The sequence below is a fragment of the Streptomyces sp. NPDC001904 genome, from assembly GCF_040297005.1.
In the GTDB taxonomy this organism is placed as follows: domain Bacteria; phylum Actinomycetota; class Actinomycetes; order Streptomycetales; family Streptomycetaceae; genus Streptomyces.
Genome location: NZ_JBEOYI010000006.1, coordinates 296,516 through 323,469, shown reverse-complemented (window position 1 = coordinate 323,469; position 26,954 = coordinate 296,516). Strand labels below are relative to the sequence as shown.

At 70.9% G+C, this 26,954-nt stretch carries 21 protein-coding genes; 7 read left to right on the top strand and 14 right to left on the bottom strand.

Annotated features, from left to right (window positions below; genetic code table 11):
* Window positions 1-29: 29 nt before the first annotated feature.
* Both ABT127_RS12890 and ABT127_RS12885 read left to right on the top strand, forming a co-directional pair.
* Window positions 30-443, top strand: coding sequence for a roadblock/LC7 domain-containing protein (locus tag ABT127_RS12890; RefSeq protein WP_351448017.1), 414 nt, complete (start codon window positions 30-32; stop codon window positions 441-443).
* A 141-nt stretch (window positions 444-584) separates the two neighbouring features.
* Window positions 585-1,463: a DUF6397 family protein gene (locus ABT127_RS12885; RefSeq protein ID WP_351448014.1), complete on the top strand. Its 879-nt coding sequence runs from the start codon at window positions 585-587 to the stop codon at window positions 1,461-1,463.
* Between the two features lie 18 nt (window positions 1,464-1,481).
* Here the strand turns inward: ABT127_RS12885 and ABT127_RS12880 are convergent, their stop codons facing one another.
* The 3 genes from ABT127_RS12880 to ABT127_RS12870 all read right to left on the bottom strand — a co-directional run bounded on the left by ABT127_RS12880 (window position 1,482) and on the right by ABT127_RS12870 (window position 5,531).
* On the bottom strand, window positions 1,482-2,006 hold the full coding sequence (locus ABT127_RS12880) for a tetratricopeptide repeat protein (protein WP_351448011.1): 525 nt from the start codon (window positions 2,004-2,006) through the stop codon (window positions 1,482-1,484).
* Entirely contained in the window at window positions 2,003-2,875 is an 873-nt protein-coding gene (locus tag ABT127_RS12875) for an acyl-CoA thioesterase (RefSeq protein WP_351448008.1), read from the bottom strand. The genes ABT127_RS12880 and ABT127_RS12875 overlap by 4 nt, the downstream gene beginning before the upstream one ends.
* 82 nt (window positions 2,876-2,957) lie before the next feature.
* Window positions 2,958-5,531 carry a DEAD/DEAH box helicase gene (locus ABT127_RS12870; protein ID WP_351448005.1) on the bottom strand — a complete coding sequence of 858 codons (2,574 nt, stop codon included), beginning with the start codon at window positions 5,529-5,531 and terminating at the stop codon, window positions 2,958-2,960.
* A 133-nt stretch (window positions 5,532-5,664) separates the two neighbouring features.
* On the opposite strand from ABT127_RS12870, the gene ABT127_RS12865 reads away from it, so the two are divergent.
* Window positions 5,665-6,459, top strand: coding sequence for a metal-dependent hydrolase (locus ABT127_RS12865; RefSeq protein ID WP_351448002.1), 795 nt, complete (start codon window positions 5,665-5,667; stop codon window positions 6,457-6,459).
* Between the two features lie 29 nt (window positions 6,460-6,488).
* Here the strand turns inward: ABT127_RS12865 and ABT127_RS12860 are convergent, their stop codons facing one another.
* Window positions 6,489-8,279: an ABC transporter ATP-binding protein gene (locus ABT127_RS12860; RefSeq protein ID WP_351447999.1), complete on the bottom strand. Its 1,791-nt coding sequence runs from the start codon at window positions 8,277-8,279 to the stop codon at window positions 6,489-6,491.
* Complete coding sequence (locus tag ABT127_RS12855) at window positions 8,276-10,174, bottom strand: ABC transporter transmembrane domain-containing protein (protein ID WP_351447997.1); 1,899 nt, start codon at window positions 10,172-10,174, stop codon at window positions 8,276-8,278. Before ABT127_RS12855 ends, ABT127_RS12860 begins: the two co-directional genes overlap by 4 nt.
* A 318-nt stretch (window positions 10,175-10,492) precedes the next feature.
* Between ABT127_RS12855 and ABT127_RS12850 the strand changes: the two genes are divergently transcribed.
* The gene (locus ABT127_RS12850) at window positions 10,493-11,236 is read left to right on the top strand and encodes a hypothetical protein (protein WP_351447995.1); all 744 of its coding nucleotides are present in this window, start codon (window positions 10,493-10,495) and stop codon (window positions 11,234-11,236) included.
* A 14-nt stretch (window positions 11,237-11,250) separates the two neighbouring features.
* On the opposite strand, the gene ABT127_RS12845 is transcribed toward ABT127_RS12850, so the two are convergent.
* The 4 genes from ABT127_RS12845 to ABT127_RS12830 form a co-directional block, all read right to left on the bottom strand.
* Window positions 11,251-12,759: an ArnT family glycosyltransferase gene (locus ABT127_RS12845; protein ID WP_351447993.1), complete on the bottom strand. Its 1,509-nt coding sequence runs from the start codon at window positions 12,757-12,759 to the stop codon at window positions 11,251-11,253.
* A gap of 173 nt (window positions 12,760-12,932) precedes the next feature.
* Complete coding sequence (locus ABT127_RS12840; RefSeq protein ID WP_351447991.1) at window positions 12,933-14,369, bottom strand: Gfo/Idh/MocA family protein; 1,437 nt, start codon at window positions 14,367-14,369, stop codon at window positions 12,933-12,935.
* A gap of 105 nt (window positions 14,370-14,474) precedes the next feature.
* Window positions 14,475-17,435 carry an FAD-binding and (Fe-S)-binding domain-containing protein gene (locus ABT127_RS12835; protein ID WP_351447988.1) on the bottom strand — a complete coding sequence of 987 codons (2,961 nt, stop codon included), beginning with the start codon at window positions 17,433-17,435 and terminating at the stop codon, window positions 14,475-14,477.
* A gap of 40 nt (window positions 17,436-17,475) precedes the next feature.
* Window positions 17,476-17,919 (bottom strand): MarR family winged helix-turn-helix transcriptional regulator, encoded by a 444-nt coding sequence (locus ABT127_RS12830; RefSeq protein WP_351447985.1) that lies wholly within the window; start codon window positions 17,917-17,919, stop codon window positions 17,476-17,478.
* A gap of 95 nt (window positions 17,920-18,014) precedes the next feature.
* Between ABT127_RS12830 and ABT127_RS12825 the strand changes: the two genes are divergently transcribed.
* Together ABT127_RS12825 and mltG are read left to right on the top strand one after the other, a co-directional pair.
* Complete coding sequence (locus tag ABT127_RS12825; protein WP_351447983.1) at window positions 18,015-19,832, top strand: ABC transporter ATP-binding protein; 1,818 nt, start codon at window positions 18,015-18,017, stop codon at window positions 19,830-19,832.
* A 112-nt stretch (window positions 19,833-19,944) separates the two neighbouring features.
* Window positions 19,945-20,781, top strand: coding sequence for an endolytic transglycosylase MltG (mltG, locus tag ABT127_RS12820; protein ID WP_351447980.1), 837 nt, complete (start codon window positions 19,945-19,947; stop codon window positions 20,779-20,781).
* Window positions 20,782-20,842: 61 nt separating this feature from the next.
* On the opposite strand, the gene ABT127_RS12815 is transcribed toward mltG, so the two are convergent.
* The 5 genes from ABT127_RS12815 to ABT127_RS12795 form a co-directional block, all read right to left on the bottom strand.
* Window positions 20,843-22,039 carry an NAD(P)-binding domain-containing protein gene (locus ABT127_RS12815; protein WP_351447977.1) on the bottom strand — a complete coding sequence of 399 codons (1,197 nt, stop codon included), beginning with the start codon at window positions 22,037-22,039 and terminating at the stop codon, window positions 20,843-20,845.
* Between the two features lie 63 nt (window positions 22,040-22,102).
* Window positions 22,103-23,272, bottom strand: a complete 1,170-nt coding sequence (locus tag ABT127_RS12810) for an LLM class flavin-dependent oxidoreductase (RefSeq protein ID WP_351447974.1) — start codon at window positions 23,270-23,272, stop codon at window positions 22,103-22,105.
* A gap of 2 nt (window positions 23,273-23,274) precedes the next feature.
* The gene (locus ABT127_RS12805) at window positions 23,275-24,321 is read right to left on the bottom strand and encodes an ABC transporter substrate-binding protein (RefSeq protein WP_351447971.1); all 1,047 of its coding nucleotides are present in this window, start codon (window positions 24,319-24,321) and stop codon (window positions 23,275-23,277) included.
* 54 nt (window positions 24,322-24,375) lie between these two features.
* Complete coding sequence (locus ABT127_RS12800; protein WP_351447969.1) at window positions 24,376-25,245, bottom strand: ABC transporter ATP-binding protein; 870 nt, start codon at window positions 25,243-25,245, stop codon at window positions 24,376-24,378.
* On the bottom strand, window positions 25,218-26,120 hold the full coding sequence (locus ABT127_RS12795; RefSeq protein ID WP_351447966.1) for an ABC transporter permease: 903 nt from the start codon (window positions 26,118-26,120) through the stop codon (window positions 25,218-25,220). The genes ABT127_RS12800 and ABT127_RS12795 overlap by 28 nt, the downstream gene beginning before the upstream one ends.
* A 350-nt stretch (window positions 26,121-26,470) precedes the next feature.
* On the opposite strand from ABT127_RS12795, the gene ABT127_RS12790 reads away from it, so the two are divergent.
* Window positions 26,471-26,893 (top strand): YjbQ family protein, encoded by a 423-nt coding sequence (locus ABT127_RS12790; protein ID WP_351447964.1) that lies wholly within the window; start codon window positions 26,471-26,473, stop codon window positions 26,891-26,893.
* Window positions 26,894-26,954 lie beyond the last annotated feature (61 nt).

The following is a 26,954-nucleotide window of genomic DNA, read 5'->3' as shown; positions in this document are numbered from 1 at the left end:
GAGTCACAGGGGATCGGGGAGACAGGAACATGGCGGAGAACACGGGACTCGGTTGGCTGCTCGACGACCTGACGGGGCGTGTCGAACACGTGCGCCACGCCCTGGTCCTGTCCAACGACGGCCTCGTCACCGGTGCCAGTTCGGATCTGGGCCGGGAGGACGCCGAACACCTCGCCGCCGTCTCGTCCGGACTGCACAGCCTCGCCAAGGGGTCGGGTCGGCACTTCGGCGTGGGGGGTGTCCGGCAGACGATGATCGAGTTCGATGACGCCGTCCTGTTCGTCACCGCCGCCGGGGACGGCAGCTGCCTGTGCGTGCTCAGCGACGCGGAGGCCGACATCGGGCAGGTCGCGTACGAGATGACCCTTCTGGTCAACCGGGTCGGCGAACACCTCGGGGTCGACAAGCGGCAGCCGGAGCGAACCGTCTCAAGGAAGCTCTGACCTGCGGTTTTTGAGTGCGGTGGAGTTATCCACAGGCTCGCACGGGAAAGGCTCAGCCGCGCTACGGTTTCCCCAGTCGGTCACGGAGAGTGACTGAAGAGTTCCGTTCGGCGGGGGAGAACCATTGTGCAAGGCAACACCATGACCAGGCCCCAGGGCAGCGCGGCGCGTGAACTGGGTCTGAAACGAAGCGAATTCGATCTGGCCGTGCGGCTCGGCCGGATCCGCACCGTCGCGGCACCGGACGGCGGACTGCGCCGGGTCCCGCGCGCGGAGATCGACCGCATCCGCGAAGCCGAAGGATTCCCGGACGCCCTGCGCGAGCAGGTCCGCGTGGTGGGCACCGCGCAGGGCGCGTCGATCATGGACATTCCGGCGAGCCGGTTCACCCGGCTCGCGCGCGCCGGGCTGCTGAGGCCGGCGAAGTTCTATGTGAACCGGTACAGGACCGTGGTCTGGCTGTACCTGGCGCAGGAGTTGAAGGAATTCGCGCGGTCCGAGGTCCACACCCCGCTCCTGACCGGCCGTTCCCCGGCCGCCATGCGCGCCCGGATCGCCGCAGGGGAGGACCTGCGGCCCCGGACCTGGCGGGCCCGGCACGCCGCACACCTGCTCGGTCAGTGCGGCGATCCCTGGGAGCGGGCCGCCGCGATCACCACGTTCCTCGCCCCGGACCTGCTCGCCGAGACGGTCGAGTGTCCTCACGAGCGGGCCCACCTGCTGCGTCTGCGGCCCCACGAGAGCTGGTACGGCGCACCGGACTCGCCCACGGCACAGGTCGTCGAGCGGATCCTCGTCGCCGACGGTCCGGACGAGATCAGCTGGCTGCGGACGAATCTACTGCTCAGTCTGGACAAGGCCCGTCGTTTCCGACCGGCGCCACTTCTTCCCGCTCCGCCGCCCGCCCTCGGCGGACCGCACAGGCCTCCGCCCCCGGCGCACCCCGAGAACTTCACGGTCCCCGTCCCCGCCGAGCCGGCCCGGAGCCTGTGGGGGCGCCTGCTCGGCAGACGAGGCTGAGGCCCCGGACGGGTCGCGCTACGCGGAGCCGTCGCCCTCCACGGCGTCGAGGTCCCGGGCGTAGTACTCGATCGCCGCTCGATAGCCCACGACGTCCGGGTCGGCGCTGGTCGCGGCCAGCACCGTCAGCAGCAGCCGCATGCCGTCGTGAGAGCGCCCCACGTTGTACAACGCCATCGCCAGGAACGTCTTGAGCGCGTTGTCCTCGGGGAACTCCTCGGTCGCCGCACTCAGCGTGGCGACGGCGTCCGCGTGGCGCCCGAGCGTGCGGTAGGTGCTGCCGAGGCCGAGCAGCGCGCCGCGCCGGTCCTCCGTGGACAGCCCCGGGCCCGCGAGCGCGTCGACGTAGTGCGGGACGGCCTCCGCCTCAAGTCCGAGCACGTCATGGGCCCACGCCGTCTGGTAAGCGACTCGGACGTCATCGGGGAACCGGGTGCGCAGGGCGAGCAGCCGCTCGAGGGCCTCTTCCCGGTGGCCGGTCTCGCGCAGCCGCACGGAGTCCGCGAGCAGCGTCTCCAGGTCGCCCGACGCCGCGGCGCTCACGATTCGAGCTTCCGGAACAGGCCCTCCTGGACCACGGACACCAGCAACCGCCCCTCGGCGTCGTAGATGCGGCCCCGGGCCAGACCACGGCCGCCGGTCGCGATCGGCGACTCCTGGTCGTACAGGAACCACTCATCGGCACGGAAAGGACGGTGGAACCACATGGCGTGGTCGAGCGAGGCCATGTCGAAGCCGCGCGGGCCCCACAGCGGCTCGACGGGCAGCCGCACGGCGTCGAGGAGCGTCATGTCGCTGGCGTACGTGAGCGCGCAGGTGTGCACCAGCGGATCGTCACCGAGGGGACCGACCGCGCGCATCCATACGGCGCTGCGCGGCTCGGCGCCCTCGACCTCCTGCGCGGTCCAGCGCAGCCGGTCCACGTATCGGATGTCGAAGGGCTGGCGCCGGGCCATGCGCTCCAGGGCCTCGGGCAGCGCCCCCAGATGTCCCTTGATCTCTTCGGCGATGGTCGGCAGCGACTCCGGGTCCGGAACCTCCCGGGCCGGCGGCAACTGGTGCTCGAAGGCTCCCTCTTCGGGCTTGTGGAAGGAGGCGGTGAGATTGAAGATCGTGCGGCCCTGCTGGACGGCGGTGACCCGGCGCGTGGTGAAGGAGCGGCCGTCGCGGACCCGTTCGACCTGGTACACGATGGGCACGCCCGGACGGCCCGGGCGCAGGAAGTACGCGTGCAGCGAGTGCACGGGACGGTCGCCCTCGGTGGTACGGCCCGCGGCCACCAGGGCCTGCCCGGCGACCTGCCCGCCGAAGACGCGCTGCAGGGACTCCTGCGGGCTGCGCCCACGGAAGATGTTGACCTCGATCTGCTCCAGGTCGAGCAGGTCGACAAGCCGCTCCGCGGGATTCGTCATGCGTGGTTCTCTCTCGTGTGGGCGCCCGGACGGGTCCGGCGCGAGGACGCGGCCGGACCCTGTCGTCCGGCCGGTCGGAGGACTACAGCTGGCCGACGTCCGTGACCCGGACGATGGCACGGCCCTCGGCGTCGGAGGCCGCGAGGTCGACCTCGGCGCTGATGCCCCAGTCGTGGTCGCCGTTCGGGTCGGCGAAGGTCTGGCGGACCTTCCACAGACCGTGCTCGGGATCCTCCTCGATCATGAGCAGCTTGGGACCGCGTGCGTCGGGGCCGGTACCGAGGTCCTCGTACTCGTCCCAGTACTTGTCCATGGCGTCGCCCCAGGCGTCGGCGTCCCAGCCGGCGTCGCCGTCCAGTTCCCCGAGCTCCTCGACGTCGTCGAGCGCGGCGAGCTCCACCCGACGGAACATCGCGTTGCGGACGAGGACGCGGAAGGCGCGGGCGTTCGCAGTGACCGGCTTGACCTGGTCGGCCTTCTCCTGGGCCTCCTCGGCGGTCATCACCTCCGGGTTGGCCAGCTGCTCCCACTCGTCCAGGAGGCTGGAGTCGACCTGGCGCACCATCTCGCCCAGCCAGGCGATCAGATCCTCCAGGTCCTCCGACTTGAGGTCGTCGGGGACGGTGTGGTCGAGCGTCTTGTAGGCACTGGCCAGGTAGCGCAGCACGATGCCCTCGGTGCGCGCGAGCTCGTAGTGGGAGACGAACTCGGTGAAGGTCATCGCCCGCTCGTACATGTCCCGGATCACCGACTTCGGCGACAGCGGGTGGTCACCGACCCACGGGTGGCTCGTGCGGTACGTGTTGTAGGCGTGGAAGAGCAGGTCTTCCAGGGGCTTCGGGTAGGAGACGTCCTGGAGACGCTCCATGCGCTCCTCGTACTCGACCCCGTCCGCCTTCATCAGCGCGACGGCCTCACCGCGCGCCTTGTTCTGCTGGGCGTGCAGGATCTGCCGCGGGTCGTCGAGCGTGGACTCCACGACCGACACCATGTCCAGCGCGTACGACGGCGACTCCTTGTCGAGCAGGTCGAAGGCGGCGAGTGCGAACGTCGACAGCGGCTGATTGAGCGCGAAGTCCTGCTGGAGGTCGACGGTCAGGCGGACGATACGGCCCGTGGCGTCCGGCTGGTCCAGCTTCTCGACGATGCCGCCGTCGAGCAGCGAGCGGTAGATCGCGATCGCCCGGCGGATGTGCCGCAGCTGGGCCTTGCGCGGCTCGTGGTTGTCCTCGAGAAGCTTGCGCATCGCGTCGAACGCGTTGCCCGGGCGCGCGATGACCGAGAGCAGCATCGTGTGCGTGACACGGAAGCGGGAGGTCAGCGGTTCCGGCTCGGAGGTGATGAGCTTGTCGAAGGTGCTCTCCGTCCACCCCACGAAGCCTTCGGGAGCCTTCTTGCGGACGACCTTGCGCCGCTTCTTCGGGTCGTCGCCCGCCTTCGACAGCGCCTTCTCGTTCTCGATGACGTGCTCGGGCGCCTGGGCCACGACGAAGCCCGCCGTGTCGAAGCCGGCCCGCCCGGCCCGGCCCGCGATCTGGTGGAACTCGCGGGCGCGCAGCGTGCGCACCCGGGTGCCGTCGTACTTGGTGAGCGCCGTGAAGAGCACCGTCCGGATCGGGACGTTCACGCCGACGCCGAGGGTGTCGGTGCCGCAGATGACCTTCAACAGGCCTGCCTGGGCGAGCTTTTCGACGAGGCGCCGGTACTTGGGCAGCATGCCCGCGTGGTGCACGCCGATGCCATGACGCACGTAACGGGACAGGTTGCGGCCGAACTTGGTGGTGAACCGGAAGTTGCCGATCAGCTCGGCGATCTGGTCCTTCTCCTCGCGCGTGCACATGTTGATGCTCATCAGCGCCTGCGCACGCTCGACGGCCTGTGCCTGAGTGAAGTGCACGATGTAGACGGGCGCCTGCCGCGTGTCGAGCAGTTCGGTCAGCGTCTCGGTGAGCGGCGTGAGCCGGTACTCGTAGGACAGCGGCACCGGGCGGGTGGCCGAGCGGACCACCGAGGTGGGGCGTCCGGTGCGGCGCGTCAGATCCTTCTCGAACATCGAGACGTCGCCGAGCGTCGCCGACATCAGGATGAACTGCGCCTGCGGAAGTTCCAGCAGTGGGATCTGCCAGGCCCAGCCTCGATCGCCCTCCGCGTAGAAGTGGAACTCGTCCATGACGACCTGGCCGATGTCGGCCTGGGCGCCGTCGCGCAGCGCGATGGAGGCCAGCACCTCGGCGGTGCAGCAGATCACGGGCGCGTCCGAGTTGACCGACGCGTCGCCGGTGAGCATGCCGACGTTCTCGGTGCCGAAGATCTTGCACAGCTCGAAGAACTTCTCCGAGACGAGCGCCTTGATCGGGGCCGTGTAGAAGGTGACCTCGTCCCGGGCGAGCGCCGCGAAGTGCGCACCCGCCGCGATCATGCTCTTGCCGGACCCGGTGGGCGTCGAAACGATCACGTTCGCACCCGACACCACCTCGATCAGCGCCTCCTCCTGGTGGGGATAGAGGGTGAGACCACGCTCCTGGGCCCACGACTCGAAGGCGTCGTAGAGGGCGTCCGGATCTGCGGTCTGGGGGAGCTGATCGATAAGGGTCACGTCACCATCTTGCCTGCCTTCCGCCTCGATCCGGCAATCGGATGCCCGTACGAAGATCACGAAGGTTACTCTGGGTCGCCGACGGGGCGTCAGGGTGCGCACCCCCTCAAGGGGTCAACAAAGCGTCGGTACAAGGGACATGTCGACACCACGCGGACGGTCGGCACAAGTGGGACAGGGGCGGAACAGAGCGATGATGGGACCGGCACACTCGTTGTCAGGAGCGGCGGCCTGGCTGGGGGTGGGCGCGGCGGCGGCGGCCGCGGGGCATCCGATGCCCTGGCCGGTCGTCCTGGTGGGCGCGCTGATCTGCGCGGGCGCGGCACTCGCCCCCGACCTCGACCACAAGGCGGCGACCATTTCGCGCGCTTTCGGCCCGGTCTCCAAGTGGCTCTGCGAGATCGTCGACAAACTCTCGTACGCCGTCTACAAGGCGACCAGGAAGCCGGCCGACCCCCGTCGCTCGGGCGGACACCGCACCCTCACCCACACGTGGCTGTGGGCCGTCCTCATCGGCGCCGGAGCATCGGTCGCGGCGATCACCGGTGGCCGGTGGGCCGTCCTCGCCATCCTCTTCGTCCACATGGTGCTCGCCATCGAGGGACTGCTGTGGCGGGCCGCCCGCGGCTCCAGCAGCGACGTGCTGGTGTGGCTGCTCGCGGCCACCAGCGCCTGGATCCTCGCCGGCGTCCTGGACCAGCCGGGCAACGGCTCGGACTGGCTGTTCACCGACCCCGGCCAGGAGTACCTGTGGCTGGGCCTGCCGATCGTGCTCGGCGCCCTGGTCCACGACATCGGGGACGCCCTCACCGTCTCCGGCTGCCCGATCCTGTGGCCCATCCCCGTCGGCCGCAAGCGCTGGTACCCGATCGGCCCGCCCAAGCCCATGCGCTTCCGGGCCGGCAGCTGGGTCGAGCTGAAGGTGCTCATGCCGGTCTTCATGGTGGCCGGCGGAGTGGGGTGCGCGGCCGCGCTCAACTTCATCTGAGCCCGGCCGCACACCGCCCACCGGCACGGTCACCCGTGCCAGGACCGCCACAGCGCGGCGTACGCCCCGTCGGCCGCGACCAGCTCGTCATGACTGCCCAGCTCACGGATGCGGCCGTCCTCGACCACGGCGATCACGTCCGCGTCGTGCGCGGTGTGCAGCCGGTGCGCGATGGCCACGACCGTGCGGCCGTCCAGGACCCGGGCGAGCGAGCGCTCCAGGTGGCGGGCCGCGCGCGGATCGAGGAGCGAGGTCGCCTCGTCCAGGACCAGGGTGTGCGGGTCGGCGAGGACCAGCCGGGCCAGGGCGATCTGCTGGGCCTGGGCGGGGGTGAGCGCCGTCCCGCCCGACCCGACCTCGGTGTCGAGGCCCTCGGCCAGACCCTGCGCCCACCCGTCGGCGTCGACCGCGCCGAGCGCCGCCCACAGCTCGGCGTCCTCGGCGTCGGTACGGGCCAGCCGCAGATTGTCGCGGAGCGAACCGACGAACACGTGGTGCTCCTGGTTGACCAGCGCCACGTGCGAGCGGACCCGCTCCGCCTGCATCCGGGACAGCTCCGCGCCGCCGAGCGTGACCTGCCCGGTACGCGGCGCATAGATCCCGGCGAGCAGCCGGCCCAGCGTCGACTTGCCCGCACCGGACGGCCCGACCAGGGCGAGCCGCGTGCCCGGCCGAACCTCGAGGGACACCTTGCGCAGCACGTCGACGCCCTCGCGGTAGCCGAAGTGCACCTCGTCCGCGTGCACGTCACGTCCCTCGGGACGTACCGAGGCGTCGCCCGCGTCCGGCTCGATGTCCCTTACGCCGACGAGCCGGGCCAGGGACACCCCGGCCACCTGCAGCTCGTCGTACCAGCGCAGGATCAGGCCGACCGGGTCCACCAGCATCTGCGCGATCAGCGCACCGGTGGTCAGCTGGCCGACGTCGATCCAGCCCTGGAGGACGAAGACGCCGCCGATCAGGAGGACGGACAGCAGTACCAGGACGTGCACGGCGTTGATCACGGGGAAGAGGACCGAGCGCAGGTAGAGCGTGTAGCGCTCCCACGCCGTCCATTCCTTCACCCGGCGCTCGGACAGCTCCACACGGCGGTCGCCGAGCCGGTGCGCCTCGACGGTGCGTCCGGCGTCCACGGTCTCCGCGAGCGCCGCGGCGACGGCGGCGTACCCCGCGGCCTCCGAGCGGTACGCGGACGGCGCCCGCTTGAAGTACCAGCGACAGCCGATCACCAGGACCGGCACCGCGATCAGGATCGCCGGGGCGAGCGGCGGCGCGGTGACCGCGAGCCCGCCGATGAGCAGGGCCGCCCACACCACACCGATGGACAGCTGCGGCACGGCCTCCCGCATCGCGTTCGCCAGGCGGTCGATGTCCGTGGTGATCCGGGAGAGCAGATCGCCCGTGCCGGCCCGCTCCAGGACGCCGGGCGGCAGCCCGACCGAGCGCACCAGGAAGTCCTCGCGCAGGTCCGCCAGCATCCGCTCGCCGAGCATCGCCCCGCGCAGCCGCACCTGCCGGGTGAACACGGCCTGCACGACCAGGGCGAGCGCGAAGACGGCGATGACGCGTTCCAGGTGCAGGTCGCGCAGGGCGCCCGCGCCGTCCGTGACGTCCTCGATCAGGCCGCCCAGCAGATAGGGGCCGACCATCGACGCAACGACCGAGACCGTGTTGACGCCGATGAGCAGCAGAAAGGCGCGCCGATGGCGCTGGTACAGCTCGCGCACGTAGGCGCGCACCGTCGCCGGCGCGCCGATCGGCAGGGTGTTCGCGGTCGTCGGGGCCGCCGGGTCGTAGGCCGGTGGCGCTACGCCGATCATGCCGTCTCCTCGATGTCGATCTCGATGCCGGTTTCGGAAGCCGACCGTGGGCCCGTGCGCACGGCCGCCGGTTGCTCGTCGGCCTCACGGGTGACGACCGCGCGGTACCGGGGTTCGGTACGCACCAGCTCACGGTGCTCGCCGACCGCGACAACCGCGCCGTCCTGGACGAACACCACACGGTCCGCGCGGTCCAGGAGCAGCGGCGACGAGGTGAGGACCACCGTCGTGCGGCCCTGCCGCAGGGTCCGCAGCCCCTGGGCGATCCGGGCCTCGGTGTGCGAGTCCACGGCCGACGTGGGTTCGTCGAGGACCAGTGCCTCCGGGTCGGTGACCAGCGACCGGGCCAGCGCCAGACGCTGGCGCTGGCCGCCCGAGAGGGAGCGTCCGCGCTCCGTGATCCGGGCGTTCATCGGGTCCTCGTCCAGGGACGCCTGGGCCAGGGCGGCGAGGACGTCCGTGCACTGTGCCGCGGCCAGCGCCTCTTCCGGCCGGACCGATCCGGAGGACGGCACGGAGAAGAGTTCGGCGAGTGTGCCGGAGAGCAGCACCGGGTCCTTGTCCTGGACGAGCACGGCCGAGCGGGCGACGCCCAGCGGCAGCTCGTCCAGCGGCACCCCGCCGAGCAGGACGGAGGGCAGCCCGGTCTCCTTCGCCCCGGTCTCCTCGGCTCCGCGCTCGTCGGTACCGGCTGCTGCGTCGTCCACGGCGTCCCGGCCATCGGCCGGCTCCACCGAGGCCGGGTGTCCGCCGAGCCGGTCGGCGAGCCGGCCCGCCAGGTCCGGGTCTCCGCACACCACGGCGGTGAGGAGCCCGGCCGGGGCGAGCACGCCGGTGGCCGGGTCGTACAGATCACCGGACGGCGCGGTCGCGTCGAGAAGCCCGCCCGCGGGCTCGGTGACGCGCTGCAGCGAGAGCACCCTGGCGGCGCGCTGTGCCGACGGCCGCGAGAAGGAGTACGCCATGGCGATCTCCTCGAAGTGCCGCAGCGGGTAATTGAGGATCATCACGGCGCTGTACACGGTGACCAGTTCGCCCACGCTGATCCGGCCCTCGCGCGCGAGGTGGACGCCGTACCAGACGACCACGATGAGCAGCAGACCGGGAAGGAGGACCTGGATCGCGGAGATGAGCGACCACATACGGGCGCTGCGCACCGCCGCCTTGCGCACCTCCTGAGAGGCGCGGCGGTAGCGGTCGAGGAAGAGTTCCTCGCCGCCGATGCCGCGCAGCACGCGCAGTCCGGCGACCGTGTCCGAGGCGAGTTCGGTGGCCCGGCCCGCCTTCTCCCGCTGATGGTCCGCGCGCCGGGTGGCGCGGGGCAGCAGCGGCAGGACGGCGAGGGCGAGAACCGGCATGCCGATCGCGACGACGGACCCCAGCGCGGGCTGGTACACCACGAGTGCCACGCAGACCAGGACGACGGTGAGCGCGGCGGCGGCGAAGCGCGACAGCGCCTCGACGAACCAGCCGATCTTCTCGACGTCACCGGTGGACACCGCGACGACCTCACCGGCGGCGACCCGCCGGGTCAGCGCGGCGCCGAGCGCGGCGGTCTTGCGGGCGAGCAGTTGCTGCACCCGGGCGGCCGAGGTGATCCAGTTGGTGACGGCGGTGCGGTGCAGCATGGTGTCGCCGAGCGCGATGGCGGCACCGAGCAGCACGATCAGCCCGCCCGCGGCGGCGAGCCGGGTGCCGGAGCGGTCGACGACGGCCTGGACGGCGTAGCCCACGCCGTACGGGAGCCCGGCGACGGCGCTGAAGTGGAGCAGCCCCCAGGCGAGGGACTTGAGCTGGCCACCGATCTGGTTCCGGCCGAGCCAGAACAGGAACCGGGGGCCGGAGCGTGCGTCGGCCACGCCCGGATCGGAATACGGAAGGTCGGAGATCTGCATGACGTCCCAGGTATCGACATGTCGATAAGAAGAGGAGGGTGAATGAAGAGGAGGAACAGGCCGGCGAGGTGACGGAGGCGGCGAGGGCGGAAGAGGTCGCGGAGGTGGCGGAGAGGAAGAAGGCGGAGATCAGGCGGGGTGGAGACGGGCAGCGGGCGGAAGGAGCGGAAGCGGACGGAACAAACCGTGAAAGGTTCGCGCCCCTCAGTGACCGGAGGCAAACGGTTTTTGGGCGGGCGGCAAAGTTTCGGCCGGGTACGGCCGTGGCGCCCGGGCCCGGCGCGGGGGTTCGCCGATCGAAGTGCGAGCATGGAACGCATGCGTATTGCGGGTGCGGTTCGGGCGGGTGTCGCGGCGGCGGCCTGCGGGGTGTTGCTGACGACGGTGGCGGCGTGCGGCGGAGACGGCGGAAGCGCCACGTCAGGCGCGCACAACGCGGAGGACGATGCGCACACCGGTGCGGCACGACCGGCCGCCACGAAGACGATCCCGGACGTCGGCGCCCGCTACCAGAAGCAGATTCCCGCGAACTCACGGCAGGTCGTCGCGGTCTACGGGGACGGGAAGAACTCCGCGGACTCCACGATCGTCCTCTACACCAAGTCGGGCGACACCTGGAAGAAGGCCCGCAGCTGGTCCGGGCACAACGGCAAGAAGGGCTGGACGACGAACCACCGGGAGGACGACAAGCGCAGCCCCGTCGGCGTGTTCTCCCTCAGCGACGCCGGTGGCGTCCTGGCCGATCCCGGGGCGAAGCTGCCCTACACGCAGACCGCGTCGATCCAGGCTCCGCACTACTGGGCGAAGTCGCACTGGCACGACTTCGACTACGTCATCGCGATCGACTACAACCGCGTGAAGGGCACCGCGCCGAACGACCCGACGCGTCCGCAGGGCCAGACCAAGGGCGGCAGCATCTGGCTGCACATGGACCACGGCAGCGGCACCTCGGCCTGCGTGAGCCAGTCGAAGGCGAACATGCAGTACCTGCTCAAGACGCTCGACCCCGCCCAGCACCCGGTGGTGGTGATGGGGGACAAGGCCGAACTCGGGGCGGCCTGACACCGGGCCCGCCCTCAGTAGGCGCGCCGCAGGGACGGCCACAGCGTGGACCACTTCGGATGCGGGCCGGTGCACAGGACCACGGAGCCACCCTGTTCCTCGTTGTCGACGTCGTGGCCGTTGTCGACGCCGGCCACCGTGCGACAGCCGGCGAAATGCCGCTCGATGGCGGAGGCGTCGCGCGTACGGACGAGCAGTACGGGCCCGTTCGCGGAATCCGGCGGCGGCCCCCAGTCGGCGTAGCTCATGTGGCCCGAGTACGGGCGCGGCAGCCCGCGTGCGGGGCCGTACCGGTCCAGAGCGCCCGCCTCGCCGTAGTTGACGGCGAACAGCACCGCCCGGGACCGGTCCGCGGCGGGGACGACGGCCCAGCCCTCGCGCGCCGCGTCGGCGAGTTCCGGCCAGCCGAGCTGCTCCCCCTGCTCCGGGTCGGCCGCCATCGGGACGGCGAGTTCGTCGGGCGGCAGCACCGGCAGCACGAGCACGGCGTCGACCACGGCCGACAGAACCAGCAGCACGCCGACGAGAGCACGCCGGACCCGCGCGCGACCGGCCCGAACCCACCGCAGCACCGGCTCGCACCCCGCGGCCAACAGCACGACGAGCAGCGGCACGGTGTAGTACCCCTTGCCGCCCGCGGCCAGGGTCACCACGCACAGCAGCGGATACGCCACCGCGAACGCCCGCGCCCACCGCAGCTCGCCCGCGCGCCACAACCGACGCCAGCCGGCGATCCAGACGGGCACGAACAGCGGGGAGAGATAGACGAGCTGCTGCGGTACGAGCAGCACACGGTTCTCCGCACCGTCGTCCTCGCTGATGCCCCGCGCCACCGTGAACTGCGGCCAGTCGTGCGTCGCTTGCCACACCACGTTCGGCGCGGCGAGCGCCAGCGCCAGGGCACCGCCGAACACCAGCCAGCGGGTCCGCAGCACCTCGCGCGGGCCCACCCGTACGAGCGCCGTGAGCAGGACGGCGGCCAGCGCCACCACGAGATACTTGTTCTGCACCCCGAGCCCCGTCACCGCACCGGCCGCGAGCCACCAGCGCCGGTCGCCGCCGCGCAGCAGCCGCAGCACCAGCAGGCTCAGCGTCACCCACACCAGCAGATCGAAGGTGGCGGTGGACACCATGTGCCCGACGGCGAGGAGTTGCGCGGCGGTCGCCGCGAGCGCCGCGGCGAGCAGTTGGGCACCGCGCCCGCCGCCCAACTCCCGTGCGATCAGCGCGACCACGAGCACCGTGGCCGCCGCGGACAGCGTCGCGCACACCCGCAGTCCCACGAGGCTGTCGCCGAAGACGGCGGTGGACGCGCGGGCGAGCAGCGGCGTGAGCGGTGGCTGATCGACGTAGCCCCAGTCGAGGTGTCGACCGGCGGCGCGAAAGTACAACTCGTCGCGGTGATAGCCGTAGCGCGCCGACAGCAGGCTCAACCCTGCCGCGTACAGCACGAGGACGCCGAGCAGTGGTGCCCACGCCACCGGGGCGAGCACGCCCGTGCCCCGCCGTTCGCCCTCGACCATCCCGCGCCCCCCGCCGTCGACCGGTGCGCCGGGAGCGTACTGGCGGTACCGGAACCGGTCGAGGGGGCCGGAGACGTTCGGTGGGCGGAGTGTCCCCCCGCACGCCTCCTCTCCACCGTCACACGTCCACTGTCACTCCCGCTCCACCGCCGCTGCTCCTACAACCGCCGCTCCTACTCCTCGGGCGGCTTCTCAGAGTCGACGCCGCCGCGCCTCTCGCGCCACCGGCCGCGCGTGAAGTCCGGGATCGGCTGCGGCGCGCCCTTCGCCTTGATGGAGAGATGGCTCAGCGGTACCGGCGCGGTCCAGGTCGCGGCGTCGTACACGTCGAAGTCCGGAACGAGACCGAGCCGCATCGTCTGCATGAGGCGGTAGATCATGATGTAGTCCATGCCGCCGTGGCCGCCGGGCGGATCGGCGTGCTCCTTCCACAGCCAGTGGTCCCAGTCGGCGTACGTCGAGAAGTCGCCCCAGGCGTCGTCCTTGTGGTCCGGCTCCAGGTAGATGCGTTCCGGATAGTCCTCGAACACGCCCTTCGTCCCGCCCAGTTGATTGATCCGCGAGTAGGGGTGCGGGGTGCTGACATCGTGTTCGAGCCGGATCACGCGGCCCTTCGCCGTCTGGACGAGGCTGATCGTGCGGTCCGACTCGATGTAGGACTCCTTCCAGCTCGGGTCGTCGGCGGGCATGTGCGCGGCCCGGTACTCGGCGAGGCCGAGGGACGGCGTACCGAAGCTGGAGATGTGCGTGACCCGGTCGCCGCGGTTGACGTCCATGTAGTTGGCGACCGGACCGAAGCCATGGTTGGGGTAGAGATCGCCGCGCAGCCGCGTGTGCCACAGGCGGCGCCACGGGCCCTCGTAGTAGTCGGGGTCGAACATCAGGCCGCGCAGATCGTGGTTGTACGCCCCCGCGCCGTGCAGGAGCTGCCCGAACTTGCCCCCGTGTGCCATCCGCAGCACACGCATCTCGTTGCGGCCGTAACAGCAGTTCTCCAGCTGCATGCAGTGCCGGCGCGTGCGCTCGGAGAGGTTCACCAGCTCCCACAGCTGATCGAGCTGGAGCGCGATGGGGCATTCGACACCGACGTGCTTGCCGTTCAGCATCGCCGTCTTCGCCATCTCGAAGTGCCAGTCCCAGGGCGTCGCCGCGTACACGAAGTCCACGTCGCCGCGCTTGCAGAGATTCTCGAAGTCGTGATCGCCCTTGGTGTACGTCGCCGGGGCGGGCCGGCCCGCGGCCGTCACCTTGGCGGCTGCCCGCTCCGCCTTGTCCTTCACCGGGTCGCACACCGCGACCACGCGAACGCCCGGCACCGCCAGGAAGAGGTCGATCATGCTGCCACCGCGGTTGCCGAGGCCGATGATCCCGACGCGCACCGTGGAGCGCCTTTCGAACGGTACGCCGATCATCGTCGCGCCCTGCCGTGCGGGCGCCGCGCTCTGCGGCAGGTGCTCGTCCGCGGACGGCACGGCGTGTGCCGTCCCCGACCCCAGCGCGCCGAGTCCGAGACCGAGTCCGGCTCCCGTCACCCCCGCCGTGCGCAGGACGTCGCGTCGTGAACGGCCCTCCGGCTCCTGGGTGTGGAGAGGCAGGCTGTCGTCGTGCATCGGACCTCCAGGGTGGTGGGTGCGGTGCGTGGCAAACGCAAGCCACCCTGGAGGCGGTGAACGTGGGGCGCAAGAGCCCTGCGTGGTCGGAGAGTTGGACTTTCTTTACCGGGCCTTTGGACTCCCGTGGGCGGCGCGACCGGCACCCGCCGGCCGTGTCGCACGCTCCAGCTCCACGAGAACCGAGTAGTAGGTGCGGCCCGTGGCGTGATCCATGCCGACCTCGCACATCCGGTTCGCCGACAGATGCGCGTCGTAGGAGCGGGACGTGACCTCCGCGGCCTCCTTCGCCGTCGCCGACTCGGTCAACTCCTTGTGCAGCATGCCCCGGTCGCCCGCGAAGGCGCAGCAGCCCGCGTCGTCCGGGATCACGACCTCATCGGCACAGGCCTCGGCGACCGCCCTCAACTGGTCCACGTCACCGAGGTGCTCCATCGAGCAGGTGGGGTGCAGCACGGCCGAGCCGATCGTCCGCTCGACCGTGAGGTGCGGCAGCAGTTCCTCGGCCGCCCACACCAGCGAGTCGACGATGGTCAGCTCGGCGTGCAACGCGCGGTTGTCGTCGGTGAGATACGGCACCACCTCGTGCGCGATGCCGAGCGTGCACGAGGACGCGTCCACGACCAAGGGGAGACGGCCGCCCGCGGTCCAGCCCCAGGCCGCCTCGACGATCCGGTTCGCCATGATCGTGTTGCCCTCGTCGTAGCCCTTGGAGTGCCAGATCGTGGCACAGCACGTCCCGGCCACGTCGTCGGGGATCCAGACCGGCTTGCCCGCGCGTGCGGAGACCGCGACGACGGCCTGGGGGAGGGACACGTCGCCGGGAGTGCCGAAGATGCGGTTCACACAGGCCGGGTAGTACACGGCCGTGGCGCCCGCGCGTGCGGTGCGCGGCATCGTGCGGGCCGCCGCGGCGGGGATCTCCGGCAGCCACTCGGGGACGAGGTCGGGGCGGATCGCCTTGCGGGCGGCGGTGGTGACGCCCCTCAGCAGCCGGTCGCTGATCTTTCCCGCGGCTCCCACGGCCAGCCGGGCCGACGCCTCGACCGCCTTGAAGTTCTTCGCGGTGAGCGCGGCCACCTTCTCCTCGCGCGGCGAGTGCCGAGCGTGCCGGAAGCCCTTCATGTAGGCGCCCGTGTCGATGCCGACGGGACAGGCCAGTTTGCAGGTGGAGTCCCCCGCGCAGGTGTCGACCGCGTCGTATCCGTAGGCCTCGATCAGCTCGTCCTCGACCGGCGAACCCGACGGCTGCCGCATCATCTCGCGGCGCAGCACGATCCGCTGCCGCGGTGTCGTGGTCAGGTCCTCGCTGGGGCAGGTGGATTCGCAGAAGCCGCACTCGATGCACGGATCCGCGATCAGCTCGACCTTCGGGATCGTCTTCAGGCCGCGCAGATGCGCCTTCGGATCGCGGTCGAGGACGATACGCGGCGCCAGCACCCCGTCCGGATCGATGACCTGCTTGGTGCGCCACATCAACTCCGTCGCCCTGGGGCCCCATTCGAGCTCCAGGAAGGGTGCGATGTTGCGGCCCGTGGCGTGCTCGGCCTTCAGGGATCCGTCGAACCTCTCCACGGTGAGCGTGCAGAAGTCGTCCATGAAGGCCGCGTACCGGTCCACGTCCGCCGGCTTCCCCGCGTCGAACGCCAGCAGGAAGTGCAGGTTCCCGTGCGCGGCATGACCCGCCACGGCGGCGTCGAAGCCGTGCCGCGTCTGGAGTTCGAGCAGCGCCTCGCAGGCCTCCGCCAGGCGCCCGGGCGGCACGGCGAAGTCCTCCGTGATCAGCGTCGTACCGGAGGGACGCGAACCGCCGACCGCCGTCACGAACGCCTTGCGCGCCTTCCAGAAGCCCGAGATCGTCTTCGCGTCCCGCGTGAACTCATTGGTCACCGAGGCGACGGGCGCGACCAGATCCAGCCCGTCGAGCACCCGCGCGGCCTTCTCCTCGTACGCCGCCTGCTGCTCCTCGTCCGGCGCGCGGAACTCCACGAGCAGCGCCGTCGTCTCCTTCGGCAGCCGGGCCCAGTCCTGCGGCACGCCCTGCACGCTCACCGAGGCGCGCAGTGTGTTGCCGTCCATCAGCTCGACGGCCAGCGCCCCCGCCTCGTTGAAGACCGGCACCGCCGTGGCAGCCGCCGGAAGAGAAGGGAAGAACAGCAGCGCCGTCGACACCCTGCGGTCCAGCGGAAGCGTGTCGAAGACGACTTCGGAGATGAAACCGAACGTGCCCTCCGAGCCCACCATCAGGCCGCGCAGGATCTCGACCGGAGTCGAACCGTCCAGGAACGCGTCGAGCCGGTAGCCGTTCGTGTTCTTGATCTCGTACTTGGCGCGGATCCGCCGGGTCAGCTCGGTGTCCGCCTCGATCTCGCGCTTGATCGCCAGCAGGCCCTCGCAGAGCGCCGGCTCGGCCTGCGCGAGATCCGCGTCCGCCTGCGGGTCCGCGGTGTCGACGACCGTGCCCGACGGCAGGACGAAAGTCAGCGAGGCGAGCGTCCTGTACGAATTGCGCGTCGTGCCCGCCGTCATGCCCGAGGCGTTGTTCGCGACCACGCCGCCGACGGTGCAGGCGATCGCGCTCGCCGGGTCGGGGCCCAGGACCCGCCCGTGACGCGCGAGCGTGGCATTGGCGCGCACGATCGTGGTGCCCGGGCCGATACGGGCCCGCTCACCGGCGCCGAGCACCTCGACGCCCGCCCAGAACCGCCGCACGTCGACGAGGATGTCCTCGCCCTGTGCCTGCCCGTTCAACGACGTGCCCGCCGCGCGGAAGACGACCTCGCGGTCCTTGCCGTGTGCGTACGACAGCACCGCCGAGACGTCGTCGATGTCCTCGGCGACCACCACGACCTGCGGCACGAAGCGGTACGGGCTCGCGTCCGAGGCGTAGCGCACCAGGTCCGAGACCTTCGTCAGCACCTTGTCCGCACCGAGCAGCTCGGTGAGGTCCGTGCGCAGCGGCTCCGGCGTGCCGCCCGCCTGGCCGTCCGCGACCCGGTCGGGCGCCGGGTCGATCGGTCGGGACCCCGGACGCAGGGCTTCCGGCTTCGGCTCCAGCAGCGGCATGGCCTCTCCTTGCTCGGCGGACGGTCGGCGGTCCGCGGTGTCAGCAGTCCCGCTCGCGCGGGGCTTCGAACAGGGCGTTCAGCAAGACCGTCAGCTGGGCGCGCTGCTCCGTGTCCAATGGGGCCAGGATCTCCTCTGCCGCCGCTCGGCGCGCGCTGCGCAGCTCCCGCAGGGCGGCCCGGCCCCGCTCCGTGAGCTCGATCCGGATGACCCGCCGATTGGTGGGGTCCGGCACGCGGCGGACCAGCTCGCCCGCCTCCAGGCCGTCCACCACCGTGGTCACGGCGCGCGGCACCACCTCCAGGCGGTCGGCCAGATCGGCCATCCGGGGCGGCGTGTCGTAATGGACGAGGGCGCGCAGCAGGCGCGACTGGGCGGGAGTGATCCCGACCGGCTCCAGCTGGCGCTTCTGGATGCGGTGCAGGCGGCGGGTCAGCCGCAGCAGCTGTTCGGCGAGGAACCCGTCGGCGTCCGGGGTGTTCATGCCGGGAACATTACCAGGACTTTGTGCATTGTGAGTATAGGTAACAATGAGCTATGCTCCTCGAGTCGCTCATCATCGCAGAATCTAGGAGGCCCATGCCCCGCGACGACATCACCTGGACGCCGCCCCCCGATGCCGAGAGCTCGGGCCAGCCGCGACAGATCCGACGCATCCTGTCCCTCTTCCGCCCCTATCGCGGCCGCCTCGCCCTCGTCGGGCTGCTGGTCGGTGCCTCCTCCCTGGTCACCGTCGCGACGCCGTTCCTGCTCAAGGAGATCCTCGACGTCGCCATCCCGCAGGGCCGCACCGGGCTGCTCAGCCTGCTGGCCCTCGGCATGATCGTCAGTGCCGTCGTCACCAGCGCGTTCGGCGTGCTGCAGACGCTCATCAGCACCACCGTCGGCCAGCGCGTGATGCACGACCTGCGCACGGCCGTCTACGGCCGGTTGCAGAGCATGTCCCTCGCCTTCTTCACCAGGACCCGCACCGGCGAGGTCCAGTCCCGCATCGCCAATGACATCGGCGGCATGCAGGCGACCGTGACCTCCACGGCGACCTCTCTGGTCTCGAACCTGACAAGTGTCGTCGCCACGATCATCGCGATGGTCGCCCTCGACTGGCGCCTCACGGTCGTGTCCCTTCTTCTTCTGCCGGTCTTCGTGTGGATCAGCCGGAGGGTCGGCCGCGAGCGCAAGAAGATCGCCACCCAGCGCCAGAAGCAGATGGCCGCGATGGCCGCCACGGTCACCGAGTCGCTGTCCGTCAGCGGCATCCTGCTCGGCCGCACCATGGGGCGAGCAGACTCCCTCACCCAGTCCTTCGCCGACGAGTCGGACGGCCTGGTGGACCTCGAAGTCCGGTCGAACATGGCGGGCCGCTGGCGCATGGCGATCATCTCCATCGTCATGGCTGCCCTGCCCGCGGTCATCTACTGGACGGCCGGCATAGCCCTCCAGCTCGGTGGCCCCACGGTCTCCATCGGCACGCTCGTCGCGTTCGTCTCGCTCCAGCAGGGCCTGTTCCGGCCGACCGTGAGCCTGCTGCAGACCGGCGTCCAGATCCAGACCTCGCTCGCCCTGTTCCAGCGCATCTTCGAATACCTCGACCTGCCCGTCGACATCACGGAGCGGGCGGACGCGGTCCACCTCGACACCGTCAAGGGAGAGGTCCGTTTCGAGGACGTCGAGTTCCGCTACGACGTCGCGGACGACCGGCACGGCCCCGTCCTCGACGGCATCGACCTCACCGTTCCCGCGGGCGGCAGCCTCGCCGTCGTCGGTCCCACCGGCTCCGGCAAGTCCACGCTCAGCTATCTGGTGCCCCGGCTGTACGACGTCACGGGCGGCCGGGTCACGGTCGACGGCGTCGATGTGCGCGACCTGGACTTCGACACCCTCGCGCGGGCCATCGGCGTCGTCTCCCAGGAGACCTACCTGTTCCACGCCTCGGTCGCGGAGAACCTGCGGTTCGCCAAGCCCGACGCCACCGACGCGGAGCTGCACGCCGCCGCGCGCGCCGCTCAGATCCACGACCACATAGCCTCGCTGCCCGACGGCTACGACACCGTGGTCGGTGAGCGCGGGCACCGCTTCTCGGGCGGCGAGAAGCAGCGGCTGGCCATCGCCCGCACCATCCTGCGCGACCCGCCGATCCTCATCCTGGACGAGGCGACCAGCGCCCTCGACACCCGCACCGAGCACGCCGTGCAGGAGGCCATCGACGCCCTCTCGGCCGACCGCACCACGCTCACCATCGCGCACCGCCTGTCCACGGTCCGCGGCGCCGACCAGATCGTGGTCCTGGACTCCGGCCGCATAGCCGAGCGCGGCACCCACGACGAGCTGCTGGACCACGACGGCCGGTACGCGGCCCTGGTGCGGCGCGACGCTCAGCTGGAGAAGACGGCGGCGTGAAGCCGCAGCAACACCGGAGCCCCGTCGCGGGCACTGGCCCACCCGGGGGCGGTGCGGGTTCCGGAGTGAAGATATGCCGTAAATGCCCTGATGTGCGGGTTACCGTTCCCGCATGCTGAACGAGACTCCGCGACGGAGCACGATCCGACTCACGCGCAGAGGGCGCGTCGTCCTGCTGGCGACCGGGGCCGTCGCGGCGGCCACCGCGGTGGTGGTACCGCTGACCATGTCCGGCGGCGACCAGGGCAGCCCCCAGGCGCTGACCATTCCCGAGGGCTGGCGTTCGAGCCAGGTCTACGACGCCGTCGACAAGGCGCTCGGTGTACCGGCCGGCACCACCAAGAAGGCCGTGCCCAAGTCGGGCCTCAAGCTGCCGAGCGACGCGTCGGGCAACCCCGAGGGGTACCTCTTCCCGGCGACGTATCCCCTGGGCGACAAGTCGACACCGCAGTCCCTGCTCGCGTACATGGTCAACACGGCCAACAAGAAGTTCCAGGGGCCGAACTCCACGGCGGGGGCCCAGCCGAACACGGTGAGCCAGTACCAGACCGTCACCATCGCGAGCATCGTCGAGGCCGAAGCCGACAACAAGGAGGACATGGGCAAGGTCGCCCGCGTCATCTACAACCGGCTGAACCACGGCATGCCGCTGCAGATGGACTCCACGCTCAACTACGGTCTCGGCCGTTCCACGCTGACGACCACCGAGAAGGACACCAAGAGCGACAGCCCGTACAACACCTACGCACGCATGGGCCTGCCGCCGTCACCGATCGGCAACCCCGGCGAGCAGGCGCTGAAGGCGGCCGCCGCCCCGCCCCAGGGCGACTGGCTGTACTTCGTCACGGTCAAGCCGGGCGACACCCGCTTCACGGCGGACTTCGCGGAGCAGCAGAAGAACGTCGCGGAGTTCAACAAGAACAAGGCGGCGGAGAAGAAGAACGGCTGAGGCCGCGGGCCCGCGGCCGGTACGGCGGGCGCGGCTGGACTTGCCGCGCCCTCGAGGCGGCTCAGGCCACGACCGCCGACTCCCGGGCCTCCCACCCTTCGTGCCCTTCCCGTCCTTTCCGCCCTTCCCGGTCCTCGGGGTCTTCCCCGTTCCTCGGGCTCTCCCGGTCGAGCAGCCGCTGGATCTCTCGTACCGCGGCGCGCCCCGCACGGTTCGCGCCGATCGTGCTCGCCGACGGCCCGTACCCCACCAGATGCACGCGCGGATCGAGCGCCGCGCGCGTCCCCGCCATCCGGATGCCGCCGCCGGGCTCGCGCAGTTTCAGCGGAGCCAGATGGTCGATCGCCGCGCGGAACCCGGTGCCCCAGAGGATCACATCGGCCGCGACCTCGCGTCCGTCGTCCCAGGCCACACCCGCCGGTGTGATCCGGTCGAACATCGGCAGCCGGTCCAGGACGCCGCTCGCCCGGGCCTCGCGGATCGCGTCGTTCACCGGCAGCCCGGTCACCGACACCACGCTCAGGGGCGTGAGTCCCTGCCGCACCCGCTCCTCGACCAGGGCGACCGCGGCGCGGCCCCGCTCCTCGTCGAAGGGGCCCTCACGGAAGACGGGCGGCCGCCGCGTCACCCAGGTCGTCGACGCCGCGAACGGGGCGATCTCCATCAGATGCTGGGTGCCGGACGCACCCCCGCCGACCACGACCACCCGCTGTCCCGCGAAGGCCTCGGGCCCCGGATACTGCGCGGTGTGCACCTGCCGCCCCAGGAACGTCTGCTGTCCCGGGTAGCGCGGCCAGAACGGTCGGTCCCAGGTTCCCGTCGCGTTGATCAGCGCGCGCGTCGACCACACCCCGTCCGAGGTCTCGACGAGCAGCCGTCCACCGGTCCCCTCGCGCACCTGCCGCACGTCGACGGGCCTCCGCACCCGCAGCCCGAAGGTCTTCTCGTACGTGTCGAAGTAGTCGGCGATGACCTCCGACGACGGCCGCGCCGGATCGGCGCCGGTCAGCTCCATGCCCGGCAGCGAATGCATCCCGTGCACCTTGCCGTACGTGAGCGAGGGCCAGCGGAACTGCCAGGCACCGCCCGGCCGGGGCGCGTGATCGAGGACCACGAAGTCCCGCTCCGGCTCGAAGCCGACCCGCCGCAGATGGAAGGCGGCGGACAGACCCGCCTGCCCCGCGCCGATGACCACGACGTCGACCTGTCGCGCAGCCTCGGTGCCGGCGGGCGCCTCTCGTACTCCGATCTCGTTCACATTTCTACCAACTCGGCCGGGGCCCGGGATCTTCCCGGGCCCCGGCCGGCAGCGCTGCCCGGCTCAGCGCCCGCCGGCCACCAGCAGCGGTGATCCACCACCGGCAGCCACCGGGGCCACGAGCCCACGGGCCACCAGCTCGGGGATGACGCCCTCCCCGAACCAGTACGCCTCCTCCAGATGCGGATAGCCGGAGAGCACGAAGTGCTCGATGCCGAGCGCGTGGTACTCCTCGATCCGGTCGGCGACCTCGGCGTGGCTGCCGACGAGCGCCGTCCCCGCGCCGCCGCGCACGAGACCGACCCCGGCCCACAGATTGGGCGAGATCTCCAGGCCCTCCCGCTTGCCGCCGTGCAGCGCGAGCATGCGCTGCTGCCCCACCGACTCGCTGCGCCCGAGCGCGGTCTGCGCCGCCGCGACCGTCTCGGGGGAGAGGTCGTCGAGCAGCCGGTCGGCGGTGGTCCACGCGTCGCGCGCCGAGTCGCGGGTGATCGTGTGCAGCCGGATCCCGAACCGCACGGTCCGCCCCTCCCGCTCGGCGAGCGACCGGATCCAGTCGACCTTCTCCTTCACCTGCTCCGGCGGCTCGCCCCACGTCAGGTAGACGTCCGTGTGGCGCGCCGCGACCGGCCCGGCCGCGGCCGACGAACCACCGAAGAAGATCTGCGGCACGGGCTCGGGCGGCAGGGCCGAGTAGCCGGCGTCGATCCGGTAGTGCTCGCCCGCAAAGTCGTACGGGGACTGGGCCTTCCCGCCCCACACGCCGCGCACGACGGAGAGGAACTCGTCGGTGCGGGCATAGCGGTGGTCGTGGTCGAGGTGATCGCCGTAGCGACGCTGCTCGGCCGAGTCGCCACCGGTGACGACATTGAGCAACAGCCGCCCCTGGGTGAGGCGTTGGTACGTCGATGCCATCTGCGCGGCGAGCACCGGGGAGATCACGCCGGGCCGGAACGCGACGAGGAACTTGAGCCGGCGTGTGTGCTGGGCGAGCGCCACGGTCGTCAGCCAGGCGTCCTCGCACCAGGTTCCGGTCGGTGTGAGGACCGCCTCGAAGCCCAACTGCTCCGCTGCCTTGGCGATTTGGATCAGATAGTCGAGGCTGGGCGGCCGTACCCCGGTGACCGCGCCGGACGGCGTGTCGCCGAGCGCCCCACCGCTGAACGCGTGCCGGTCGACCAGGCTCCGTCCGTCGCCACCGGTCGGCAGGAACCAGTGCAGGGAAACGGTCATGGTCAGGACTCCTTGGCGTAGGTGCGCGGCGCGGTGCTGGAGGCGGGCAGATCACCGTTGAACCGCGTGTCGACGAAGTCCGCGAAGTCGACCTTGCGCGGAATCAGCTTCAACTTCGTGAAGGCGTCCGCTATTTGCTGCTCCGAGGCGATGACGTCCTGGTCGATGGCGACGGTGACGCGGGTACCGTTCGTCCGCTTCACCGCGTCGAGCGCGACGTCGTACGGCAGCCCGGTGTCCTTCGCCCAGACCTTCGCCCACTCCTCGGGGTGCTTGTAGACCCAGTCCTGGGCGCGCCGCAGCCGCCCCAGGTAGTCCTTGATGGCCGCGGACTTCTTCTTGTCGGCGAGGGCGGTCGGCGAGGCCACCTGGAAGGCCAGTCCGTTGGTGACCCCGTCGCCGTCCGTGAGCACCCGGCCCTGCTTCGCACGCAGCACCTGCGAGGTGTACGGGTCCCAGACCGCCCACGCGTCGACCTTGCCGCCGGTGAACGCGGCCAGCGCGTCCGCCGGCTGGAGGTACTTGACCTTCACGTCCCCGAACCCGAGACCGGCCTTCTTCAGGGAGGCGACCAGCTGGTAGTGCGCGGACGACCCCTGCGCCACCGCGATCGATTTCCCCTTCAGCTCGGACGGCGAACGAAGCGCCGAGTCCTTCGGTACGAGGATGGTGTCGCCCTTCGCGGTGCCGTGACTGGCCGACACCACCTTGATCTTCGAATCGGCGCCGGCCGCGAAGACGGGCGGGGTGTTGCCGACTCCGCCGATGTCCACGGCCTTGGCGTTGACGGCTTCGAGCAACGGTGGGCCGGAGGTGAAGGTGGACCAGCGGATCTTGTAGTCGAGGTCGTCGAGCTCGCCTGCGGCGCGCAGAACCGCCTCCGAACCGCCCTTCTGGTCACCGACGTTGAGCGTGAGCGAGCCCTTGCCGTCCGTGCCGCCACCGCCCGCGCCCGCGGTGGACGTGGTGGCGGACGAGGAGCCGGAGCAGGCGGCGAGGAGCAGGGCGAGCGGGGTGAGCAGGGCGGGGAGGGGAAGGAGGCGTCGCATCGTTGAAGTCCGTTCGGGGAGGTGAGGTCGGGGAGGAAGGGAGAGGAGGTGGGATCAGGTCGCGGGTTGCTTCGCGACCGGCGTGGAGGGGGCGTTCGGCCTACGGTGCTCGTCGCCGGAACCGCCGTCGTGGATGTCGCCGCCGACGATGTCGCTGTTGCGGGTGTCGCTGTCGTGGGTGCCGTCCTCGACACCGAGTCGCCGGAGCAGCTCCGCCCGCAGTTCGGCGAAGCGGGGGTCGCCGATGTCGCGCGGCCGGTCCAGATCGATGCGGGTCTCGTACGCGATGACGCCGTCGTCCATCACGAGCACCCGGTCGGCGAGGAGCACCGCCTCCTCGACATCGTGGGTGACCAGCAGGACGGCGCAGCCCCGCCGCTGCCACAACTCGCCGACCAGGCGCTGCGCCGTGATCCGGGTGAGCGCGTCCAGCGCCCCGAACGGCTCGTCCAGGAGCAGCAGTTCGGGCTCGCGCACGAGGGCGCGGGCGAGTGAGGCGCGCTGGGCCTCGCCGCCGGAGAGGGTCTTCGGCCAGGCGTTCGTCCGGTGCGCGAGACCGACCTCCTCCAGCGCCTTTTCGGCGACGTCCCGGCCCGGGGAGCCCGGCAGGCCGAGCAGGACGTTGCGCCACACCCGCTTCCACGGCATCAGACGGGGAGCCTGGAAGGCCACGGCCTTGCGGCGCGGCACCAGGACGGTGCCGTCGATGTCCCGGTCGAGACCGGCCAGAATCCGCAGCAGGGTCGACTTGCCGCATCCGCTCCGCCCGAGCAGAACGACGAACTCGCCCTCCTGGACGTCGAGATCGAGGTTGTCGATGACGGCCCGCCCGTCGAAGGCGCGGGTGAGCCCTGCGACCCGCACGGCGGAGCGGGTGGTGGCGGCGGTGGGCGGGGTCACCGGCCGGTGAACGTCGGTCGCCATTGCAGCAGCAGCCTTTCGAGGGTTCGGACGACGAAATCGGCGAGCAGGCCGAGGAACGCGTAGACGATCAGGCAGACGACGATGACGTCGGTCCGCAGGAAGTCCCGTGCCTGCACCATCAGGAAGCCGATGCCGGCGTCGGCGTTGATCTGCTCGGCGAAGACGAGCGCGAGCCAGGAGATGCCGAGCGAGTAGCGCAGCCCGGTCATGGCGCCGGGCAGCGCGCCCGGCAGCACGACGTGGCGCACGAGTCCCCAGCGGCTCAGCCCCAAGGACTCGCCCGCTTCGACGAGTTGGGAGTCGACGCCGCGAATTCCCGCGTAGACGTTGAGGTACAGCGGGAACGACACGCCCAGCGTGATGATGGCGATCTTCGGGGCCTCGCCGATCCCGAACCAGATGATGAACAGCGGGATGAGCCCCACGAAGGGCACGGTCCGCAGCATCTGCACGCTCGCGTCGACCAGGTCCTCGCCGATCCGGAACAGTCCCGAGACCAGAGCGAGCCCGACCCCGACGACGACGCCGAACAGCAGCCCGAGGGCGACGCGTTGCAGCGAGACGCCCATGGCGGTGGGCAGCGAACCGTCGGCGAACAGATCACGGGCGACACCGGCGATGGTGCCGGGCGCGGCCAGCACCTCGGACGTCAACACCCCTGTAGAGCTGAGGAGTTGCCACAGGGCGAGCAGAAGAAGAGGGCCGGAGGTGCGACGCAGCCACCGCGGCACACGGGTGCGGCGGGCGGAGGACGGAACGATCGGCACCAGTTCCAGCGCGGGCGCGGCATCGGTGGACGGAGCCGGTTCCACGTCGCCGGACGTGCCGGATATGTCGCTGGGTGGATTCTGGGGCGGGGCATGACTGATGCTCATGGCACTCCAGGGCAGGGGAGGGGGCGCTCCGGCAGTGGCCGCAGCGGCGCGGGGCGCGCTTCAGCGACGCGTCGGCGCATGCGTGCACCGAAGCGGAACGAGCGGAAAGGAGAGACCTAAGGTGAGAAGAAGGGCGTCAGCAGCCGCGGCGACACGCGGCGGAGGCCACCCGCAGCAGGTCGATGTGACCGCGCGTGGTGAGCAGGGCTGAACGCAACATGCGCCAGAACGTAGCCACATGTCGACGTACCGTCAATGCTGTCTCGCTGTGTGGACTCCGGTCCCAGGTGCCGGGATCCGGGCGACGGCGTTCCGTCGCTCGACGGCCCCGGTGGGCGACAATGGCACGTATGCCCGATGCCTTTACGACCCAGGTCCTCGACGTCACCACCGGATCCGCCGAGCGGATCGTCGACCTCACCCGCGACTGCGCGTCCTTCCTGCGGGACGTCGCCGGCGGCCGCGACGGCCTGCTGAACATCTTCGTTCCGCACGCCACCGCGGGCATCGCCGTCATCGAGACGGGTGCGGGCAGCGACAACGACCTCCTCGCGGCCCTGCACACCCTGCTCCCCTCCGACGACCGCTGGCAGCACCGCCACGGCAGCCCCGGCCACGGCCGCGACCACGTCCTCCCGGCGATCGTGCCGCCGCACGCGACGCTGCCGGTGATCGGCGGAGAACTGGAACTGGGGACGTGGCAGTCGGTGTGCCTGGTGGACACCAACATCTCGAATCCCGACCGTCAGGTCCGGTTGAGCTTCCTGGGATGACCGAGATCATCGCTCAGGGTGTGGCCGCGCCTCTTCGCGGGAGCGTCAGCGGGAGGACGTA

Coding starts and splice junctions, on each gene's coding strand:
- mltG (WP_351447980.1), top strand. CDS start 19,945: ATGCTGAACGAGACTCCGCGACGGAGCACGATCCGACTCACGCGCAGA.
- ABT127_RS12885 (WP_351448014.1), top strand. CDS start 585: ATGACCAGGCCCCAGGGCAGCGCGGCGCGTGAACTGGGTCTGAAACGA.
- ABT127_RS12825 (WP_351447983.1), top strand. CDS start 18,015: ATGCCCCGCGACGACATCACCTGGACGCCGCCCCCCGATGCCGAGAGC.
- ABT127_RS12860 (WP_351447999.1), bottom strand. CDS start 8,279: ATGATCGGCGTAGCGCCACCGGCCTACGACCCGGCGGCCCCGACGACC.
- ABT127_RS12805 (WP_351447971.1), bottom strand. CDS start 24,321: ATGCGACGCCTCCTTCCCCTCCCCGCCCTGCTCACCCCGCTCGCCCTG.
- ABT127_RS12810 (WP_351447974.1), bottom strand. CDS start 23,272: ATGACCGTTTCCCTGCACTGGTTCCTGCCGACCGGTGGCGACGGACGG.
- ABT127_RS12835 (WP_351447988.1), bottom strand. CDS start 17,435: ATGCCGCTGCTGGAGCCGAAGCCGGAAGCCCTGCGTCCGGGGTCCCGA.
- ABT127_RS12790 (WP_351447964.1), top strand. CDS start 26,471: ATGCCCGATGCCTTTACGACCCAGGTCCTCGACGTCACCACCGGATCC.
- ABT127_RS12830 (WP_351447985.1), bottom strand. CDS start 17,919: ATGAACACCCCGGACGCCGACGGGTTCCTCGCCGAACAGCTGCTGCGG.
- ABT127_RS12890 (WP_351448017.1), top strand. CDS start 30: ATGGCGGAGAACACGGGACTCGGTTGGCTGCTCGACGACCTGACGGGG.
- ABT127_RS12850 (WP_351447995.1), top strand. CDS start 10,493: ATGCGTATTGCGGGTGCGGTTCGGGCGGGTGTCGCGGCGGCGGCCTGC.
- ABT127_RS12865 (WP_351448002.1), top strand. CDS start 5,665: ATGATGGGACCGGCACACTCGTTGTCAGGAGCGGCGGCCTGGCTGGGG.
- ABT127_RS12840 (WP_351447991.1), bottom strand. CDS start 14,369: ATGCACGACGACAGCCTGCCTCTCCACACCCAGGAGCCGGAGGGCCGT.
- ABT127_RS12875 (WP_351448008.1), bottom strand. CDS start 2,875: ATGACGAATCCCGCGGAGCGGCTTGTCGACCTGCTCGACCTGGAGCAG.
- ABT127_RS12855 (WP_351447997.1), bottom strand. CDS start 10,174: ATGCAGATCTCCGACCTTCCGTATTCCGATCCGGGCGTGGCCGACGCA.
- ABT127_RS12845 (WP_351447993.1), bottom strand. CDS start 12,759: ATGGTCGAGGGCGAACGGCGGGGCACGGGCGTGCTCGCCCCGGTGGCG.
- ABT127_RS12800 (WP_351447969.1), bottom strand. CDS start 25,245: ATGGCGACCGACGTTCACCGGCCGGTGACCCCGCCCACCGCCGCCACC.
- ABT127_RS12795 (WP_351447966.1), bottom strand. CDS start 26,120: ATGAGCATCAGTCATGCCCCGCCCCAGAATCCACCCAGCGACATATCC.